The organism is Rothia koreensis, from assembly GCF_052232265.1.
GTDB lineage: Bacteria > Actinomycetota > Actinomycetes > Actinomycetales > Micrococcaceae > Rothia > Rothia koreensis.
The window spans coordinates 1,116,461-1,133,779 of the sequence record NZ_CP197643.1; the positions used below are offsets into that span (position 1 = coordinate 1,116,461).

The following is a 17,319-nucleotide window of genomic DNA, read 5'->3' on the forward strand; positions in this document are numbered from 1 at the left end:
GCCGATTAGCTATGGTTGCTCCATGAAGATTTTGGTGCTTGGCCCGGGCGGGCGCGAACACGCGATCATCAGCGCGCTCCTGCGCGATCCGGCCGTCACGGAGGTCCACGCGGCACCCGGGAACGCCGGGATTGCCGAGATCGTTCGGACTCATGCCGTGGACGCGAACAGTCCGGAGGAGGCCGCTGCTCTCGCCGAACGCCTGGATGCGGACTTGATTGTGATCGGTCCCGAAGCTCCCCTGGTATCCGGCGTGGCGGACGCTCTGCGAGAGGCCGGGTTCCCGGTGTTCGGCCCCAACGCCGATGCCGCCCAGCTGGAGGGCTCCAAAGCATTTGCCAAGGAGATCATGGCCGCCGCCAACGTCCCGACAGCGATGGCCCGGGTCGCTCATGACCTCTCGACCGTCGAGGAATGCCTCGATTCCTTCGGGGCACCGTACGTCGTCAAGGACGACGGCCTGGCCGCCGGCAAAGGTGTCGTCGTCACCGAGGACCGCGACGCCGCTCTGGCCCACGCCGAGGCGTGTTTCGATGCGGGCTCGTCCGTGGTTATCGAGGAATTCCTGGACGGTCCGGAGGTCTCGCTCTTCGTGATCAGCGACGGGCGTCGCACCGTGCCCCTCACCCCGGCCCAGGACTTCAAGAGGATTTACGACAATGACGAGGGGCCGAACACGGGCGGCATGGGGGCGTACACCCCGTTGCCGTGGTTGCCCGAGAACTTCACCGATGAAGTCGTCCGACGGGTGGCCCAGCCGACGATCGACGTGATGGCCGATCGCGGAACCCCCTTCGTGGGCGTCCTCTACTGCGGACTCGCACTGACGAGCCGCGGCATCCGAGTCATCGAATTCAACGCTCGCTTCGGCGATCCGGAAACCCAGGCGGTGCTGGCCCGATTGAAGACGCCGCTCGGCCAACTTCTCCTGGAGGCCGCCCAGGGCGGGCTCGACGGCCGAGAATCTCTGCGATGGGATCTCCGGACCGCCGTGGGGGTCGTCATGGCGGCCGAGAACTACCCGGAGGCCCCGCGCAAGGGCGACGTCATCACCGGTATTGCCGACGCCGAGGCCCTTGAGGACGTCTCCGTCCTGCATGCCGGGACCAGCAACAAGCGGACGCTGTCCGGCACGGACTCGGTGGTGACCTCCGGAGGTCGAGTACTCGCCGTCGTCGCCCTCGGCGAGGATCTGGATGACGCGAGGACAAAGGTCTACCGAGGCGTCGACAAGATTTCCTGGGACGGCGCACAGTATCGCCGAGATATCGCGGAGAAAGCCGCAGCAGGCCAGGTCAAGGTTCCCTGTCCCTAGACCACACATCGTCGGCCTCGCGCGTGCGGCGTGGGGCCCGCACATCACTCACACACAGGAGCGCAGCGCATGTCCCCAGAGCCCACCGACATTCCGGGCTGGAAGCACATCTATTCGGGAAAAGTCAGGGACCTCTACGTCCCGGCGGAGGGCAACGACGTCATCGGTTGCTCCTTCGCCGACAATGCCGAGGCCCGCGCGGGATCCGTCATGGTCGTGGCCACCGATCGGATCAGCGCATTCGACCACGTCCTGCCCACACCCATTCCGGACAAGGGCAAGATCCTGACCCAGCTCAGCCTGTGGTGGTTCGAGCAGCTCGACCAGGTTCCCAATCATGTGCTCTCGACCGACGTCCCGGAGGAAGTCTCCGGACGCGCCATGATCTGCAAATCCTTGTCGATGTTCCCCGTCGAGTGCATCGCCCGGGGGTACCTGACCGGTACCGGCCTCAAGGAGTACCAGCGGTCCGGCACGGTGTGCGGCATCGAATTGCCGGAAGGCCTGGTCGACGGCTCCAGGCTCGATTCCCCGATCTTCACGCCGACGGGCAAGGCCGAGGTCGGTGAGCACGACGAAGCCATTACGTACGAGGAGATGACCGACGCCGTCGGCCGCGCGATGGGGGAGCGCATCCGGGAGCTGACCCTCTACATCTACGGGACTGCGGAAAGAATCGCCCGGGAACAAGGAATCATCGTCGCCGATACCAAGGTCGAATTCGGTCTCGACTCCTACCGCGGGGAGGTCACGCTGGGCGATGAGGTCCTGACCCCCGATTCGTCGAGATTCTGGGACGGGGCGCAATGGGCCCCGGGGCGCGCACAGGCGAGTTTCGACAAACAGTTCGTGCGCGACTGGCTGCTGTCCGACGCCGCGGGGTGGGACAGGACGACGCCCCCGCCCGAGCTTCCTTCGGAAATCGTCGAGAGGACCCGTGCCCGGTACGTCGAGGCCTACGAGAAACTCACCGGAACGGAATTTTCCGCATAGGCCACTCCGTAGAACCACCGGATGTGCTCCCGAACCCTCTGCGACGCCTCGTCGGGCCTGCGATGCTGGACCGACTCGAGGATTCCGCGGTGCTGCTCCTGCAGGGTCCGACGGACCGAGGGCCAGTCCCCGAGGCGGGGCACGCCCTCCTGGACATAGCCGACCGTCGCCTGGCGCAACGAGTCCAGGATCGTGGTGACGACGACGTTGCCACCGAGCCCCGAGACCACCAGGTGGAAGTGCGCATCCAGCTCATGGAAGCGCATATCGGGGAGCATCGGATCGTCCATCTCGTCCAGATACCTCTTCGCCCTGGTCAGGGCTATTTTGTCCTGGGTCGTCGACCATCGGGCCGCCGCGTCGGCGGCAGCTTGCGACTCAAGCTGTTCACGGGTCGCAACCACATCTGCCACGGGCAGGAAATTCGACGCCAAGTGCATGCGAAGGCCCCAGCCGAGGGCTGCCGACGGTTCCGAGACCACGACCGCCCCCGCGCTGGGGCCTGAACCGACTCCCGAACGCACGAGTCCCATGGCATCAAGGACTCGAATGGCTTCACGGACCGAGGCACGGGATATCCCGAATTCCTCAGCAAGAGCGCGCTCCGCCGGAAGTCTGTCTCCCACGACGAGTTCCCCGTTGCGCAGTCGATCCTCGATGTTCTGCAGGACGATGGTGTAGGTCTTCTTCTCCACAGAACACAACCTTAGCTGCGCAAAGCATCGTCGGTCAGGGGAGCATCCAGGAGATCAGGTCCGATTGCAAGAAAACCAACGTGCAAATGATCACGAGCATGGCCAGGGACCACGGGATCACGCGCTTGAAGATCTCGGACTCCTTGCCCTCCATCTCTACGGCGGTCGCGGCGATCGCCAAGGACTGCGGGGAAATCATCTTGCCGACGACGCCTCCGCTCGTGTTGGCCGCCAGCATCAGATCCGGATCGAGCCCGGCGTTGGTTGCGGCCGTGTGCTGCAGGTTGGAGAACAACGCGTTGGCCGAAGTGTCCGAGCCGGTCACGGCGGTACCGAGCCAGCCGAGGGTCGGGGCCAGGAAGGCGAAGACGCCACCCAGGGACGCGAGGTAGGTTCCGATGGACACGGTCTGCCCCGAGAAGTTCATGACGTAGGCGAGGGCCAGAACCGACACGATGGTCAGGGCCGACCAGCGCATCCTGTAGAAGCAGTGCCAGAGCTGGGCAACCGACTGACCGAAACCGAGCCTGTATCTGCCGTTCTCGTGGAAGATCATGTAGAGAACGGTCACGATCAGGCCGGCAATCAGGAGCATGGTTCCCGGGTTGGAGAGCCACTGCAAATTGAAGGTCGTGCCCGAAATGGGCTTGCCCGATGAGGTGACGATGTGCCCGGACGTGACCGGCCAGGGGATCTTGATGTCCGTCTTCTTGAGGGCGACGGGCACATCGATGCCCGCTTTCCAAAGCTTCCCGACGGCGAACACACCGACGACCACGAGGTACGGCAGGAGAGCCATCCAGACCCGGACCGGACGCAGACCCTCCGTGGCCCGAGGCGCCTCGATTCCGATGCGCTCACGAAATGCTTCGGTCCCGCGGGGCTTCCACACCTTGAGGAACAGCACCGCGACTCCCAGGGAGACGAGGCACGCGACGATATCGGTGAGCTCGTAGGAGAAATGGGTCGCCGACCACCACTGGGCGAGACCGAAGGAAAGGCCGATGACGAGAGCCGCTGGCCATGCGTCGCGGACGCCCCGGAAGCCGTCGAGGAGGTAGAGCAGGATGAAGGGCACGAGCACCGCCACGAACGGGGCCTGGTGGCCCACAATCGCCCCGATGTGGGCCGGGTTTTCGCCGGTCAGTGTTCCCGCCGTGGTGATCGGGATGGCCAGGGCCCCGAAGGCCACGGGAGCCGTGTTGGCGACCAGAACCGTCACGGCCGCGCGCAACGGCTTGACTCCGAGGGCGAGGATCATGGTCGCCGTGATGGCCACAGGCGCCCCGAATCCGGCCAGGGCCTCGAGGAGACCCCCGAAGCAAAAGGCAATCAGGATCGCCTGGATGCGGATGTCGCCTCCTCCGATGCGGTCGAAGGTCAGCCGCAAATCCTCGAATCTGCCCGACTCGACGGTGACCTGGTAGAACCACAGGGCCGTGACGATGATCCAGACGATGGGGAAGGCCCCATAGGCCAAGCCCTGCGTTCCGGACATCAGGGTGAGCCCGACGGGCATCTTGAAGCCGATCACGGCGACGATGATCGACACCAGCAGCGCGCTGAGCGCCGACGTGTGGGCCTTGGCTTTGACCCCGAGCAACATGATGAAGAACGTCAGCAGCGGAAGGATAGCGACGAGCGCCGAGAGCCCGACCGAGCCGCCGACGGCGGTGGTGGTGGCTGTGAATGTATCCACGCGGTCTCCTTGTGATGGGTTGACGCGCGTCCTGGAACGAGCATCAACGCTGATGCAATGAGTGAAGCGACCACGTCTGCAAGACTAGTTCCGATACTATGTGTCCCGCATTACAGTGTGGTCAGACCAGTACCATACCGATGGGCGAGAGGAAATCAAAACAGGGTTCGAGGGCAGTGCGATGCGGCCGTGGTGCGGCACACATCCTGGAGGTTTTTAGGTCAGAAAAAGATGCGCTAATTCCGCCGTGTTGCCTGAAATTACGCCCCGGACACTTGTAAACAGCCTCGATAAGGGTGAGTTAGGCGCTCCTTATTGGAGGTGGTTAATAAATTGTCACTATGGTGGGAACGACTGGTGGGCATCCTCCCGCCCCACTCCGGGAGCGGGCCCGCACTAATCGGAATGGAGACGCCATGCGGATCGCACTTTTCTCAACGTGCATCGTCGACGCGATGTACCCGCGGGTCGCTCGAGCGACCGTGGACATCCTGGAACGCCTCGGTCACGAAGTTGTTTTCCCACCCGGTCAGACGTGTTGTTCGCAGATGCACGTCAACAGCGGATACTTCGATGATGCGTATTCGATCGTCAAGAACCACGTGGATGCGTTCTCGGACTGGGACTACGACGTCGCCGTCGCACCCTCCGCTTCGTGCGTCGTCTCCCTCGGGCACCAGCAGCCCATGATCGCGCGGCACGCGGGCGACGAAGGAACCGCAATCGCGGCCGAGGACGTTGCGGGCAGAACCTTCGAACTGTCGAAACTTCTGATCGACGTCCTGGGCATTACCGATGCGGCCGAACAGCTCGGCTCATACTTCCCCCACAAAGTCACCTTCCATTCGAGCTGTCACGGCATGAGGATCATGCAGTTGGGCACCCGCCAGTCCGATTTGGTGCGAACCGTCGAGGGCCTGGAATTCGAGGAGCTTCCCGACCTCGATCAGTGCTGTGGTTTCGGCGGCACCTTCTCGTTCAAGAATGCTGACACTTCGGGTGCCATGACCGCCGACAAGGTCAAGAACATCGAATCGACCGGCGCGGAGATGTGCACCGGGGGCGATGTCTCCTGCTTGATGAACATTGGCGGTGCCCTGTCGCGCAAGGGCTCGGACGTGACGACCCTGCACTTCGCCGAGATCCTCGCCAGCACCAAAGACAATCCGCTCGAAGTCTCCGGACCGGTGGCGCTGACCACCACCACGGGAGGGAAATAAGCATGACCGTCACACAGTTGGGGATGCCCAAGGTCTTTCACGGTACGGGCAATATCGCCGCCGAAGAGTCGTTCACGTCCTTCGCCGGCAGAGAGCTCAAGAACGAACAATTGCGGGCGAACCTCGGTTTCGCGACGCACACGATCCGCGACAAGCGTGCCAAGGTCGTCGGGGAATTGCCGGATTGGGAGCTCCTCCGCACGGCCGGATCCGAGATCAAACAGGACGTCATGGTACGCCTGCCCGAATTGCTCGAACAGTTCGAGAAGAACTTCACCGAGCGCGGAGGGAAGGTCCACTGGGCGCGCGACGCCGATGAAGCGAACCAGATCGCTCTGGACATCATCCGCGAACAGCAGGCCGAAGAAGTCATCAAGATCAAATCGATGGCGACCCAGGAAACCGGCCTCAACGAGTACCTCGAGGAAAACGGCGTGTCAGCCGTGGAGACCGACCTCGCGGAGGAGATCGTGCAGTTGGGCGAGGACAAGCCCTCGCACATTCTGGTGCCCGCAATCCACCGCAATCGCTCGGAGATCCGCGACATCTTCCTCAAGAAGATGCCGCACATCGACAAGGACATTTCGGACAACCCCGCCGAGCTTGCCGAGGCCTCGCGACACCACCTGCGTGAGAAGTTCTTCCGGAACAAGGTCGCAATTTCGGGAGCCAACTTCGGCGTCGCCGATTCGGGCACGCTCAGTATCGTCGAATCCGAGGGCAACGGCCGGATGTGCCTGACCCTCCCGGACACCCTCATCTCGTTCATGGGAATCGAGAAGTTGGTGCCGACCTTCCAGGATCTGGAGGTCTTCCTGCAGTTGTTGCCGCGTTCCTCGACCGGAGAGCGGATGAACCCGTACACCTCGATGTGGTCGGGAGTGACGCCGGGGGACGGGCCCCAGAACCTGCACGTGATCCTCATGGACAACGGTCGCACCGCCGCTCTCGCAGACCAGGTGGGCCGCCAGGCATTGCACTGCATTCGTTGCTCGGCCTGCATGAACGTGTGCCCCGTCTACGAGCGGGCCGGCGGTCACGCCTACGGATCGGTCTATCCGGGACCGATCGGCGCGATTCTCTCTCCGTTGCTCACGGGTGTGGAAGCCGAAGAGAACAACTCTCTGCCCTATGCGTCGTCGTTGTGCGGTGCCTGCTACGAGGCGTGCCCGGTGAAGATCAACATCCCGGACGTCCTGGTTCACCTGCGCGGCAAGGACGTCGATGCCAAACACGGCAAGGGCGAGGAAGGAAACAAGCGCCAGGCCCCCGACCAGATGGACGCAATCATGGGTGGCGCCAAGGCGATGTTCTCCAATTCGACATTGCTCAGCATCGCCGAGCGGGGTCTGCCCGCAGGGGGTCTCGCGGCAGGTCGGGATCACAAGATCAGCTGGTTGCCGGGCCTGATCGGAGGATGGACCAAGTACCGGGACATTCCGGAGCCTCCGAAGCAGGCTTTTCGGCACTGGTGGAAGAAGAACAAGAAGAACGGTCCCAAGCAAAGGGCCGCTTCCGACCGGGTCGACGTCGACGCCTTGATCGCCAAGAACTCCGGGTTGGCCGAAGAGCTCCATCGTCGTCATGCGGGCGAGGCCCAGGAAGAGCGTGAGGAAGCCCAGGAACAGGCCGCCGAACTCAAGAAGGAGCAGCGCCGGGAGCCCGACATGGTTCGGCGCGAGGAGGACCTGCTCAAGGGGCAGGACGATTCCTCCAACGGCACCACGGGCGAGGGGACCTCGTCCCAGGAGGGGAACGACTGACCATGTCAGAAGCAAAGGCAGAGATACTCAGACGAGTCAGGGCATCCCTGGCCGACAGTCCCGAAGCCCCTGAGGTCACGCGCGCGTACAGGACGGAATCGGAGAAATCGGCGCACGACGTGCGGGCCATGTTGATCGATCGATTGCTCGACTACAAGGCGAACGTCTACGAGGAGACCACGGACAGCGTGGCTGAGCGCATCGAGAAACTGCTCGGCAAGTCCGCCCGGTACGTGATTCCCAAGGGCCTGAATCTCGACTGGTTGCCCGAAGACAGCGCCGCGCGGCGTCACCTCGTGGATTCGGGCAACGGTCAGAGAGCGGGGTCCTTGACCGATCGCGAACTGGACGCCGTCGACGCCGTCGTCACCTCGTCGACCGTCTCCTGCGCAGAGACCGGAACGATCTTTCTCAACGCGTCCGACGAAGAAGGACGGCGTGCGATCACCCTGGTCCCGGATCATCACATTTGCATCGTTCCGGCGGAGTCGATCGTGGAATTGATTCCCGAATCGGTGCGGCGTGTGAATCCCGAGCGTCCGATCACGATGATCTCCGGACCGTCGGCGACCTCTGACATCGAGCTGCAGCGCGTCGAAGGCGTCCATGGGCCACGCACCCTGGACGTCATCATCCTGGACGGTCAGTAGCCGCTTCCGGGTGGTGACCGCAGAGACGTCGGTCCCGGGAGGCAGGGATCGTCCTGCCTCCCGGAGGTGCGGGATGCGCCTGCCCTGCGTGTTCCACATCAGGTCTCTGCCCGGGCGGGACGGAGCCGGCGTCCACAATTCGGCGTCCGATCTGTCGCCTCGAGGCGCAATGCCGCCTTCCTCCTGGCACCCTCGAGGACATGAATCGCTCAGCCTCGCCCGGTGGCCTCCGACCCGGAATCCCGGCCGGCGCCCTGATCGCCGCGACCGTAGCCCTGCTCGCCATCCTGGGATGGATCACGGTTCAGGCCGGCAACGGGGCTGCCGGCGGGTGGTCGGTCCTGCCGGAATGGCCGTCGCGACGTCTCCTGTTGTCCCAGGACACCGCCGATCACCTGGCCCGGGTGACGGTACGGGCCAAGGGGGCGGGGAAGCCCTATGATCGATCGGCCTTCGGCAGTCCCTGGTCGGACGAGGACCACAACGGTTGCGACACCCGCAATGACATCCTCTCCCGGGACATGGCCGATGTTTCGTTCGGCGACCGGTCATCCTGCCGAGTCAGGCAGGGAACTCTCGCCGATCCGTACACCGGTCGAACCATCGAGTTCGTCGCAGGCAAGGAATCTCGGAAGGTTCAGATCGATCACGTCGTCGCACTGTCGGATTCCTGGGTCTCGGGGGGCATGGGAGTGGCCGGCAGAGAGACGCCGTGCCTTCGCCAACGACCCGGAGAATCTGCTGGCCGTGGATGGGCCGACGAATGAGGACAAAGGGGGCAGCGACGCCGCGGAGTGGCTCCCACCCGATCGAGCTTTCCGTTGTCCGTATGTGGCACGCCAAGTGAAGGTCAAAGCCGCCTACGGGCTCAGTGTGACTCCGGAAGAAAGAACCACGATCTTGGATGTGTTGAGCCGGTGCCCGAATTTCGGGCTCAGCCCGTCGCCGGGCAGGTCGGCGCGTGTCCCCGGTTCAGCCGGCGGTCTCGAGCTGGCGATTGATCCGATGGACCAGCATGTCGAGGGCGACCAGGTTTCCGCCGCCTTCCGGAACGATCAAGTCCGCGCGCCGCTTGGAAGGCTCCACGTAGAGCTCGTGCATGGGCTTGACCGTCGCAAGATACTGGGATTCGACCGATTCGACGGATCGCCCGCGTTCGAGGACATCCCGCTTGATGCGCCTCAGGATTCGGACATCGGCGTCGGTGTCCACGAAGAGTTTGATGTCGCACCGTGCGCAGATCTCGTCCTCGGCAAAGAGAAGGATTCCTTCGAGGATCACAATCGGCTGTGAGTCGATCGTCAGGGTTTCGTCAGAACGATTGTGGTCCGCGTAGTCGTAGACCGGACATTCGATGCTCTCCCCGCGTGCGAGCTGATCCAGATGCTGAATCAGCAGCTCGTTGTCGAACGCTTCGGGAGCGTCGTAATTCAGCAGAGCGCGCTCGTCGTAGTTCAGGTCGTCGCGTCGTTTGTAATAGTTGTCGTGGTAGACCACCGAGACGTGCTCATCGAAGCTGGCGACCAGGGCCCGGGTCAGGGTCGTCTTCCCCGATCCGGTACCGCCTGCGATGCCGATGACCAGTGGCTTCATTCGTGTTCCGCTCCCGATGCTCGATGCCTGCCGCTAATACATTGTGCCGCACGGACGGTCGTCAACCTACGCGGGGCCACACACAACTGCGCCCGACGGACGGAGGAAACTCCGGCCATCGGGCGCAGTACGAGGAGAAATCAGGCTTCGACCTCGGCGTCGGCGAACGTCGAGGTGTCGATGACGCAACGGAATTTCACGTCACCCGCGACGACGCGCTCGTAGGCGTCGTCGACCTTGTGCACCGAAACCTTCTCGATCTTCGCCCCGAACCCGTGTTCGGCGCAGAAGTCCAGCATTTCCTGGGTCTCAGGGATGCCACCGATATTGGAACCGGCGATAGCCTTGCGGCCACCGATCACCGATCCGAAGCTGAACGCCTGCTTCTCGGGCGGCAACCCGACCACGGCCATGACGCCACGGGGCTTCAGCAGGCTCATGTACTTGTCCACCGGGATCGACGCCGAGATCGTGTTGAGGATCAGGTCGAATTCGCCGCGGTGGTTCTTGAAGAAGTCCTCTTCGGAGGTGGCCAGCGTACGGGTCGCGCCGAGCTCCTTGGCCTCCTGCTCCTTCTTGAGGGAACGGGACAGGACGGTCACCTCAGCGCCCTTGGCCGCAGCGATCTGGACGCCCATGTGTCCGAGACCGCCCAGACCGAGCACCGCGACCTTCTTGCCCGGTGCAGCATCCCACGTGGCCAGAGGCGAATACGTGGTGATGCCTGCGCAGAGAAGGGGAGCGGCGACGTCGAAGTCCAGCGCGTCGGGGATCCGCAGGACGAAGTCCTGGTTGACCACGACTTTCTCGGAGTAGCCGCCCTGCGTGATGCTGCCGTCGACATCCTCGGAGTCGTAGGTGCCGACCATGCCGCCACGCGTGCAGTTCTGCTCCTGCCCGTCGCGGCACTCCTCGCACTCTCCACAGGAGTTGACCATGCATCCGACGCCCACGCGGTCGCCGACCTTGTACTTGGTGACGTCGGAGCCCACGGCTTCGACGACGCCGGCGATCTCGTGACCCACGGTCAGCGGGAAGTGCGCCTCGCCCCATTCGTTGCGAATCGTGTGGATGTCGCTGTGGCAAATGCCTGCGGCCTTGATGTCGATCAGGACGTCGTCGGGCCGCGGATCCCGGCGGTCAATCGTGGCGACCTTGAACGGTGCGTCCGGTCCGGTCTTCTGAAGTGCTTTGACTGAAATGGGCATATGAATGCCTCCTGACGTCGTGCTGATGGGATATGTATAAATCTACGGCTATATCTGAGCCATGTCCGGAAAGTTCGCCATGCGCATTATCGGCTGTGATCTTGCTCAGGATTGTGACCTCCCATGTGGATGGGCTCATGGACGCATCCTTGAGGTGCGAGTAGAAGTAGGAGATATGCCTACAGATTTGCCCGGAAAATTCGACGCAGAACAGAAGAGGATACTGGCCCTGACACTGGTGCCACTCTTCATGTCCCTGCTCAGCGTCTCCATCGTCAACGTGGTCCTGCCCGCCGTTCAGGAATCGATCCATGCCGGCAGTTCCGAGTTGCAGTGGGTACTCTCCGGGTACGCCCTCGCTTTCGGTGTGCTGCTCGTCGCCGCAGGGCGAGCCGGCGACGTCTACGGCCGCGGAAGGCTGTTCATCCTCGGCGTCAGCCTGTTCGGGCTGGGAGCCCTCGTCTCCGGACTGGCCCCGACGCCGATCGTTCTGAACATTGCCCGCGTGGCCATGGGTCTCGGTTCCGGATTTCTGAACCCCCAGGCCATCGGCCTCATTCAGCAGTACTTCAAAGGAGCCCAGAGAGGAAAGGCATTCGGCCTCTTCGGCGGCGTCGTCGGTGTTTCGGTGGCCATCGGGCCGGTACTGGGCGGCGTGCTCATCAGTCTTTTCGGCCCGGAGATCGGTTGGCGGGCCGCCTTCCTGGTCAACGTTCCGATCTGCGTGGTCGCGATTCTGCTGGCCAAGGCATGGTTGCCGGATTCTGCGTGGGAGCCCGTACCCGCTGAGCACTCGACGTCGTCGATGCCCGTCGTGTCGAAGAACGGATCGGCCCCGCGCCCCAAGGCAGACCTCGACCCGGTCGGGCTCGTCTCCTTCGGCCTGGCGGTCCTGCTGGTCATGCTTCCGTTCGTCGAGTCCTCGGTCGGCCCCTGGATCTGGGGCTCCATGGTGGTGGCCGCCGCACTGTTCGTTTTCTGGGCGTTCTGGGAGAAGAAATACCGTCAACGCGGCGGCGAACCCATGATCGACATGGAGCTGTTCAGGACTCGCTCTTTCGCGAACGGAACCATGCTCATCGGACTCTACTTCGTCGGTGTGACCAGCATCTGGGTGCTCGTGGCGCTCTACATGCAGTCCGGTCTGGGGCATACCGCGCTCGCCTCCGGGCTCATGGGATTGCCCGCGGCGGCCGCCAGCGCCATCAGCGCGCCGATCGCCGGCAGGCACATCGTACGCATGGGACGACCGCTCGTGCTGATCGGCATGGGCTCGGTCTTGTTCGGCCTCCTGACCACCGCTCTCCTGGTGTACCTCCACGGGCAGGTAGGTCTCAGCGAATGGTGGATGCTTCTCAGCCTGACCTTCGTCGGTGGGGGACAGGGGCTCGTTGTGAGCCCCAACCAGACCCTGACCCTCGCCGATGTGCCGATGCGTTATGCCGGTTCGGCGGGAGGCGTGCTGCAGACCGGCCAGCGAGTCGGCACGTCGATCGGAATTGCCGCCATCACGGGCATCGTCTTCGCGATCGTGGCCCACTCGACCTGGCCCACCGCCATGGTTGTGGGGCTGCTGGTCATCGCCGTCGTCGTGATCCTGGCCGGAGCCATCGGCGTTCGCGACGTCGTGACGAGCCGACGCGAGGCCCAGGCGGCCTGACGAACGGCGACTGGTCCTCACCATCTCGGCCGTGCCGAAGAGTGCGAACCGGGCCCTGAAACGGCACGGCTCGCACACCGGAGGTTCTGGATGGGCTCTCACGGGGCCAACAAGGAAGCCGCGGGTCCGTCATCGACGGATCCGCGGCTTCCGGCACATGGTCAATGCCCATTTAAAAACATGAGTCGCGGAACCTTATGAACGGTTCCGCGACTCTGTCCTTGGGTCGGGATGACAGGATTTGAACCTGCGACCTCGTCGTCCCGAACGACGCGCGCTACCAAGCTGCGCCACATCCCGATGTTGACTTGTCCGCTCGGGAAACCCGGTATCGCGTCAAGCAACTTCTCTAGAATAGCGGATCGGCTATATCGCGGCAAACCAGCGGTTCGTGGCGGCGACCACGTCGGCGTCCCGGATCACCGGCTGGCCCACTCCACCAATTGGAGAATGTTCTGGTACGTGTGCCCCGTGGCTTCGGTCATTCCCTGCTCGCACGTCCGGTTCGACGACGCGTAGGCCGCGTACTGCCGTTGGTTGACCTCACGGGCCTCGGCGCGCGTGGCCGACTGGGTGAGCTCAGGATGCAGCATTCCGCGGTCGCCGGCATACGCGCAGCATCCCCACTCGAGGGGGACGTCGCATGTTTCGGCCACGGCGTTCCCGAGTTCCTCGAGATGCGGCCCCAGCCCCAAATGGGTCAGCGAGCACGTGGGGTGCAGAACCAGAGATTCGACCTTGCGCCGGATCGTCAGCTTCGGGAGGACCGTCGTCGCAACGAACTCAACCGAGTCCAGGAAACGGATCCGGGAGAAATCCCGGATTTCCCCGTCGGACCCGTGCTGCGGACCGGCGGCTGCGGCGTCGAGCACCTTGGCCTTCATGGTCTCGAGACCTTCTGTGCATGAGGAGGCGTCACAGACCACGGGCAACCGTCCGCCGTCCGAGGCGGCCCACAGACCATCGAGGACTCGGTCGGACATGACGGAGTACCCCTCCGTGAATCCCTTGGATTTCCAGGGTGTACCGCAGCACATCGAACCGATTCCCTCCGGGGTGTTCCATCGCAAGCCGGCGCGATGCGCCACGCTCATCAACGATGAGCCCGCGCTCTGGTCAGCCGGTGATCCGGAGGAATCAACCGCGCCGAACATCGAGTTCACACAGGCCGGGAAGAACACGAAGTCCGCGGCGGGATCGGTCCGCTCCGCACGGCGTCTTCCGCCCGAGGGCAGATGCTTGTTGTATCGGGGCACGGTGTCCTCGCCCATGACGGCGCGACCGACGTCGGTCGCGGCCCTCGGCACGGGCCAGGGAAGCATCTTCGCGGTCCTCAGGCCATAGTTGGCCAGATTGTTCGCGGCCTCCCAGTGCTGCGCCGCGACCTTCCAGCCCGAGCTCTCGGCGGGGCGCTGGTGCTCCGAACGCAATCGACGAATCAGGTCACCTGTGTTGATGTCGACGGGGCACCGGGTCACGCACATACCGTCCACCGCGCAGGTTTGTTCTCCCTGGTAGTCCCAGTCGGCCTCGATTTTCTTGACCAGATCGTGGTCTCCGCGGGCGCGTGCTGCTTCGAGCTCGCGGCGCATCACGATTCGTTGCCGTGGCGTCAGCGTCAGGTCTTTGGAGGGGCAGACCGGCTCGCAGTAGCCGCACTCCACGCAGCGATCCACCTCTTCCTCGACCGTCTCGGCGACCTTGAGGTTCTGGACGTAGGAGTCAGGATCATCGTTGATCACGACCCCGGGATTCAGCATTGCCCCCGGGTCCACGAGTCGCTTGACCTCGCACATGACGTCGTAGAGCTCGTCCCCGAATTGGCGACGCACGTAAGGGGCCATGATCCGGCCGGTGCCGTGTTCTGCCTTGAGCGACCCCCGGTTGCCCAGCACGAGGGAGACCATGTCCTCCGTGAAGTCACGATAGCGGTCGAGTTTTTGGGGCTCGGAAAAACGCTCGTTGAGCATGAAATGGATGTTGCCGTCCTTGGCGTGCCCGAAAATCACGGAATCCTGGTATCCGTGGGTGTCGAACATGGTGCCGAGATCGCGGCACGTCTCGCCCAGCGCGTCGACCGGGACCACGACATCTTCGAGCAATGCGTTGGTCCCGGACGGGCGATTCCCGGCCACCGTCGCGTACAGGTTGTTCCTCGCTGACCACAGGAGGGCGCGCTGGGACGGGTCCGTCGTCATTTCGGCGGGGGAGGACAGCTTGAGCCCGTCCAACATGGAACGCGCGGCGTCGTGACGCTCGGCCACCTCTTGCTCGGTTTTGGCCTGGAACTCGACGAGGAGTGCCGCGTGCCGGTCGACGTCGATTCGAGCGAGCGAGTCCGCAACCTTCCCCGTTCGTTGGGCGACACGGATCGACGTCGAATCCAGAAGCTCGACGGTCGCCATGTCGGCTTCGACGAGGCTCGGTACCGTCGATGTCGCGGAGATCAGGTCCGGGAAGACGAGAAGTCCGGTCGACGTGGCCGGGAGGATCTCCACCGTGCGGAAAGTGGCCGAGGCGACGAAACCCAAGGTTCCTTCGGACCCGATCACCAAGTGCTCCAGGATGCGGACGGGATCGCGGAAATCCAGGAAGGCATTGATCCCGTATCCCATCGTGTTCTTCATCGAATACTGATGCTCGATGGTCCGTCGGGATTCCGGGTTCTCGACGACCCGACGGCGCAGGCGCAGCAGCCCCTCGTGGAGTTCCGGCTCCTGGTCCCGCAGACGGGAGTCCGCGTCCGGCTCGGAGGTGTCCAGGGTCGTCCCCGACGGCAGAATCAGGACCATGGAGTCCAAGGTTCGATACGTGTTGAATTCGGTTCCGCAGGACATTCCCGAAGAGTTGTTGGCGATGACTCCGCCGATGGTGCAGGCGGACGACGACGCCGGGTCGGGACCGATCTTGCGCCCGAAACGACGGAGGGCCCCGTTGACGGCCCCGACCGTCGCACCGGGCTGGACCCGCACCTTGTTCCCGTTGTCCAGGACCTCGATGCCACGGAAGGCTCGACGCGTGTCCACCATGACGCCGTCCGATACGGCCTGGCCGGAAAGGCTTGTACCCCCTGACCGAAAAGTCACCGGCAGTCCGGCCCGCGAGGCCGCGGCCATCACGGCTGCTACTCCGTCCGCGGATTCGGGGCGCACGATGCCCTGCGGAACGAGAAGGTAGTGGGACGCGTCGTGGGCCATCGACAAACGGTCGATTTCCTTGGACGACGTCGTGCCAACGTGGCTCGAGTCCATTCCCGCGGCCATGGTGTCGAACGCGGGGCTCGGCGGTGCCGCCGAGACCGTGAGTGCGGACGGCGCGGAAGAGGGTAATGATGTGGTGGAGGTCATGATTCCATCCTAGGATCACGACGATTGGCGTGCCACGGAGGTTTACCATTCCTCAAGAACGGGCAAGGCAAGGCAGATTAGGGGAAGGTACGGCAAAGGCAGAAGGTGGGGAAGGGGAGAGGGCGGGACGGCAGGCGCGGTATTGCCCGGTTCACCCCGCGCCCGGCGTCAGTGGGCCTTTACGCGTCGCCGCTTTCTCGTTCCCGCGCGGTCAGGCGGAGAAGGACCGCCTCGGGTGGGCAGAACAGGCGGACAGCAGCAAATCGAGAGGTTCCCAGGCCCGCGGTGACCTCCAGCGGGATGCCTTCGTCATAGGAAATGCCCCGAGCTCTGGCGGGGTCCAGATCGCAGTTGGAAACCACCGCATGGCCTCCGGGAAGGCAAATCTGTCCGCCGTGCGTGTGACCGGCGAACATGATGTCGGCGCCGTCTGCGACGAACCGGTCAATGGTCCGTCTGTAGGGCGCGTGCATGACTCCGACGCGCAAGGACGGTTCTGTCCCTCGCGAACCAGTCGTGGCCCCGTCACCGGCCGGACCGTGATCCGCCTGCGGGAATCCCGGATGGCGATCGTATCCGAGGTGAGGGTCATCCACTCCGGAGAAGTCGAGGCGAACGCCTCCGATCTCCATGCTGTCCGCCCGGTTGATCAATCCGATCCAACCGCGGTCGTCGAAGGCTTGGTGCATTCGTCGGAATGGAAGGACATCCGGGGCGTCGCGGTCCCTCTTCTCGTCACCGGTGTGTTTCCACAGGTAGCGCGCCGGGTTCTTGAGCTTGGGCGCAAAGTAGCAATTGGACCCGGGGACGTAGACACCGGGCAGATCCAGCAACGGATCCAAGGCATCCAGCAAAGGATCGAGGGCTTCGGTATGACTGAAGTTGTCTCCTGTGGAGACGACCAAGTCCGGGTCCAAGTCTGCGAGGGAACGCATGAACTGCGTCTTGCGCCGCTGCCCCGGAATCATGTGCACATCCGAAATGTGCAACACGGACAAGGAAGGACTTCCGGGAGGCAGGATCGAGAGGGTTTCCTTCCGCACCCGGAAACGGTTCAACTCGACGAAGTGACCATAGGCAAGCACGGCGGCCCCCGCGGCAGCCGAAAGTCCCATGCTCCTCAGAGCCAATGAGACGATCGACGCCGTGGGGGCCGCCGGTCGGTCAGTGGTGTTC

Annotated in this window: 13 protein-coding genes, 1 tRNA gene and 1 pseudogene; 8 read left to right on the plus strand and 7 right to left on the minus strand. The window is 63.7% G+C overall.

Going from position 1 to position 17,319, the window contains the following annotated elements; all coding sequences use genetic code 11:
• Positions 1 to 22 precede the first annotated feature (22 nt).
• Together purD and ACTSLZ_RS04850 are read left to right on the plus strand one after the other, a co-directional pair.
• A complete protein-coding gene (gene purD / locus ACTSLZ_RS04845) occupies positions 23 to 1,315 on the plus strand; it encodes a phosphoribosylamine--glycine ligase (protein WP_443095898.1) in 1,293 nt (430 codons plus the stop codon).
• A gap of 69 nt (positions 1,316 to 1,384) precedes the next feature.
• Positions 1,385 to 2,308, plus strand: coding sequence for a phosphoribosylaminoimidazolesuccinocarboxamide synthase (locus ACTSLZ_RS04850; protein WP_129314650.1), 924 nt, complete (start codon positions 1,385 to 1,387; stop codon positions 2,306 to 2,308).
• On the opposite strand, the gene ACTSLZ_RS04855 is transcribed toward ACTSLZ_RS04850, so the two are convergent.
• Entirely contained in the window at positions 2,272 to 3,003 is a 732-nt protein-coding gene (locus ACTSLZ_RS04855; protein WP_129314652.1) for a FadR/GntR family transcriptional regulator, read from the minus strand. The two genes, ACTSLZ_RS04850 and ACTSLZ_RS04855, sit on opposite strands and share 37 nt — an antisense overlap.
• 34 nt (positions 3,004 to 3,037) lie before the next feature.
• On the minus strand, positions 3,038 to 4,702 hold the full coding sequence (locus ACTSLZ_RS04860) for an L-lactate permease (RefSeq protein WP_129314653.1): 1,665 nt from the start codon (positions 4,700 to 4,702) through the stop codon (positions 3,038 to 3,040).
• 416 nt (positions 4,703 to 5,118) lie between these two features.
• Between ACTSLZ_RS04860 and ACTSLZ_RS04865 the strand changes: the two genes are divergently transcribed.
• From ACTSLZ_RS04865 to ACTSLZ_RS04885, 5 genes and pseudogenes are all read left to right on the plus strand, one after another.
• On the plus strand, positions 5,119 to 5,922 hold the full coding sequence (locus ACTSLZ_RS04865) for a (Fe-S)-binding protein (RefSeq protein WP_129314655.1): 804 nt from the start codon (positions 5,119 to 5,121) through the stop codon (positions 5,920 to 5,922).
• Between the two features lie 2 nt (positions 5,923 to 5,924).
• Positions 5,925 to 7,685 (plus strand): lactate utilization protein B, encoded by a 1,761-nt coding sequence (locus tag ACTSLZ_RS04870; RefSeq protein WP_443095899.1) that lies wholly within the window; start codon positions 5,925 to 5,927, stop codon positions 7,683 to 7,685.
• 2 nt (positions 7,686 to 7,687) lie between these two features.
• Positions 7,688 to 8,335, plus strand: a complete 648-nt coding sequence (locus tag ACTSLZ_RS04875) for a LutC/YkgG family protein (RefSeq protein WP_443095900.1) — start codon at positions 7,688 to 7,690, stop codon at positions 8,333 to 8,335.
• Positions 8,336 to 8,535: 200 nt separating this feature from the next.
• Positions 8,536 to 9,102, plus strand: coding sequence for a hypothetical protein (locus tag ACTSLZ_RS04880; RefSeq protein ID WP_443095901.1), 567 nt, complete (start codon positions 8,536 to 8,538; stop codon positions 9,100 to 9,102).
• Positions 9,077 to 9,175, plus strand: a pseudogene (locus ACTSLZ_RS04885) (hypothetical protein); the annotation flags it as partial. The gene ACTSLZ_RS04880 and the pseudogene ACTSLZ_RS04885, both read left to right, overlap by 26 nt.
• 132 nt (positions 9,176 to 9,307) lie before the next feature.
• Here the strand turns inward: ACTSLZ_RS04885 and udk are convergent.
• Positions 9,308 to 9,928, minus strand: a complete 621-nt coding sequence (udk, locus tag ACTSLZ_RS04890; RefSeq protein WP_178979446.1) for a uridine kinase — start codon at positions 9,926 to 9,928, stop codon at positions 9,308 to 9,310.
• Between the two features lie 140 nt (positions 9,929 to 10,068).
• The gene (locus ACTSLZ_RS04895; protein WP_443095902.1) at positions 10,069 to 11,136 is read right to left on the minus strand and encodes an NAD(P)-dependent alcohol dehydrogenase; all 1,068 of its coding nucleotides are present in this window, start codon (positions 11,134 to 11,136) and stop codon (positions 10,069 to 10,071) included.
• Positions 11,137 to 11,311: 175 nt separating this feature from the next.
• On the opposite strand from ACTSLZ_RS04895, the gene ACTSLZ_RS04900 reads away from it, so the two are divergent.
• Complete coding sequence (locus tag ACTSLZ_RS04900; protein ID WP_129314666.1) at positions 11,312 to 12,796, plus strand: MFS transporter; 1,485 nt, start codon at positions 11,312 to 11,314, stop codon at positions 12,794 to 12,796.
• A gap of 226 nt (positions 12,797 to 13,022) precedes the next feature.
• On the opposite strand, the gene ACTSLZ_RS04905 is transcribed toward ACTSLZ_RS04900, so the two are convergent.
• The 3 genes from ACTSLZ_RS04905 to ACTSLZ_RS04915 form a co-directional block, all read right to left on the minus strand.
• Positions 13,023 to 13,096 (minus strand) — tRNA-Pro (locus ACTSLZ_RS04905).
• A 119-nt stretch (positions 13,097 to 13,215) separates the two neighbouring features.
• Positions 13,216 to 16,143, minus strand: coding sequence for an FAD-binding and (Fe-S)-binding domain-containing protein (locus ACTSLZ_RS04910; RefSeq protein WP_443095903.1), 2,928 nt, complete (start codon positions 16,141 to 16,143; stop codon positions 13,216 to 13,218).
• A 179-nt stretch (positions 16,144 to 16,322) separates the two neighbouring features.
• Positions 16,323 to 17,258, minus strand: a complete 936-nt coding sequence (locus tag ACTSLZ_RS04915) for a metallophosphoesterase (protein ID WP_443096094.1) — start codon at positions 17,256 to 17,258, stop codon at positions 16,323 to 16,325.
• Positions 17,259 to 17,319: the final 61 nt, after the last annotated feature.

Bases quoted from the DNA above. Each gene is read 5' to 3' on its own strand.
- ACTSLZ_RS04875 (WP_443095900.1), top strand. From the start codon at position 7,688: ATGTCAGAAGCAAAGGCAGAGATACTCAGACGAGTCAGGGCATCCCTG.
- ACTSLZ_RS04850 (WP_129314650.1), top strand. From the start codon at position 1,385: ATGTCCCCAGAGCCCACCGACATTCCGGGCTGGAAGCACATCTATTCG.
- ACTSLZ_RS04880 (WP_443095901.1), top strand. From the start codon at position 8,536: ATGAATCGCTCAGCCTCGCCCGGTGGCCTCCGACCCGGAATCCCGGCC.
- ACTSLZ_RS04870 (WP_443095899.1), top strand. From the start codon at position 5,925: ATGACCGTCACACAGTTGGGGATGCCCAAGGTCTTTCACGGTACGGGC.
- ACTSLZ_RS04865 (WP_129314655.1), top strand. From the start codon at position 5,119: ATGCGGATCGCACTTTTCTCAACGTGCATCGTCGACGCGATGTACCCG.
- ACTSLZ_RS04915 (WP_443096094.1), bottom strand. From the start codon at position 17,258: ATGGGACTTTCGGCTGCCGCGGGGGCCGCCGTGCTTGCCTATGGTCAC.
- ACTSLZ_RS04900 (WP_129314666.1), top strand. From the start codon at position 11,312: ATGCCTACAGATTTGCCCGGAAAATTCGACGCAGAACAGAAGAGGATA.
- ACTSLZ_RS04895 (WP_443095902.1), bottom strand. From the start codon at position 11,136: ATGCCCATTTCAGTCAAAGCACTTCAGAAGACCGGACCGGACGCACCG.
- udk (WP_178979446.1), bottom strand. From the start codon at position 9,928: ATGAAGCCACTGGTCATCGGCATCGCAGGCGGTACCGGATCGGGGAAG.
- purD (WP_443095898.1), top strand. From the start codon at position 23: ATGAAGATTTTGGTGCTTGGCCCGGGCGGGCGCGAACACGCGATCATC.
- ACTSLZ_RS04910 (WP_443095903.1), bottom strand. From the start codon at position 16,143: ATGACCTCCACCACATCATTACCCTCTTCCGCGCCGTCCGCACTCACG.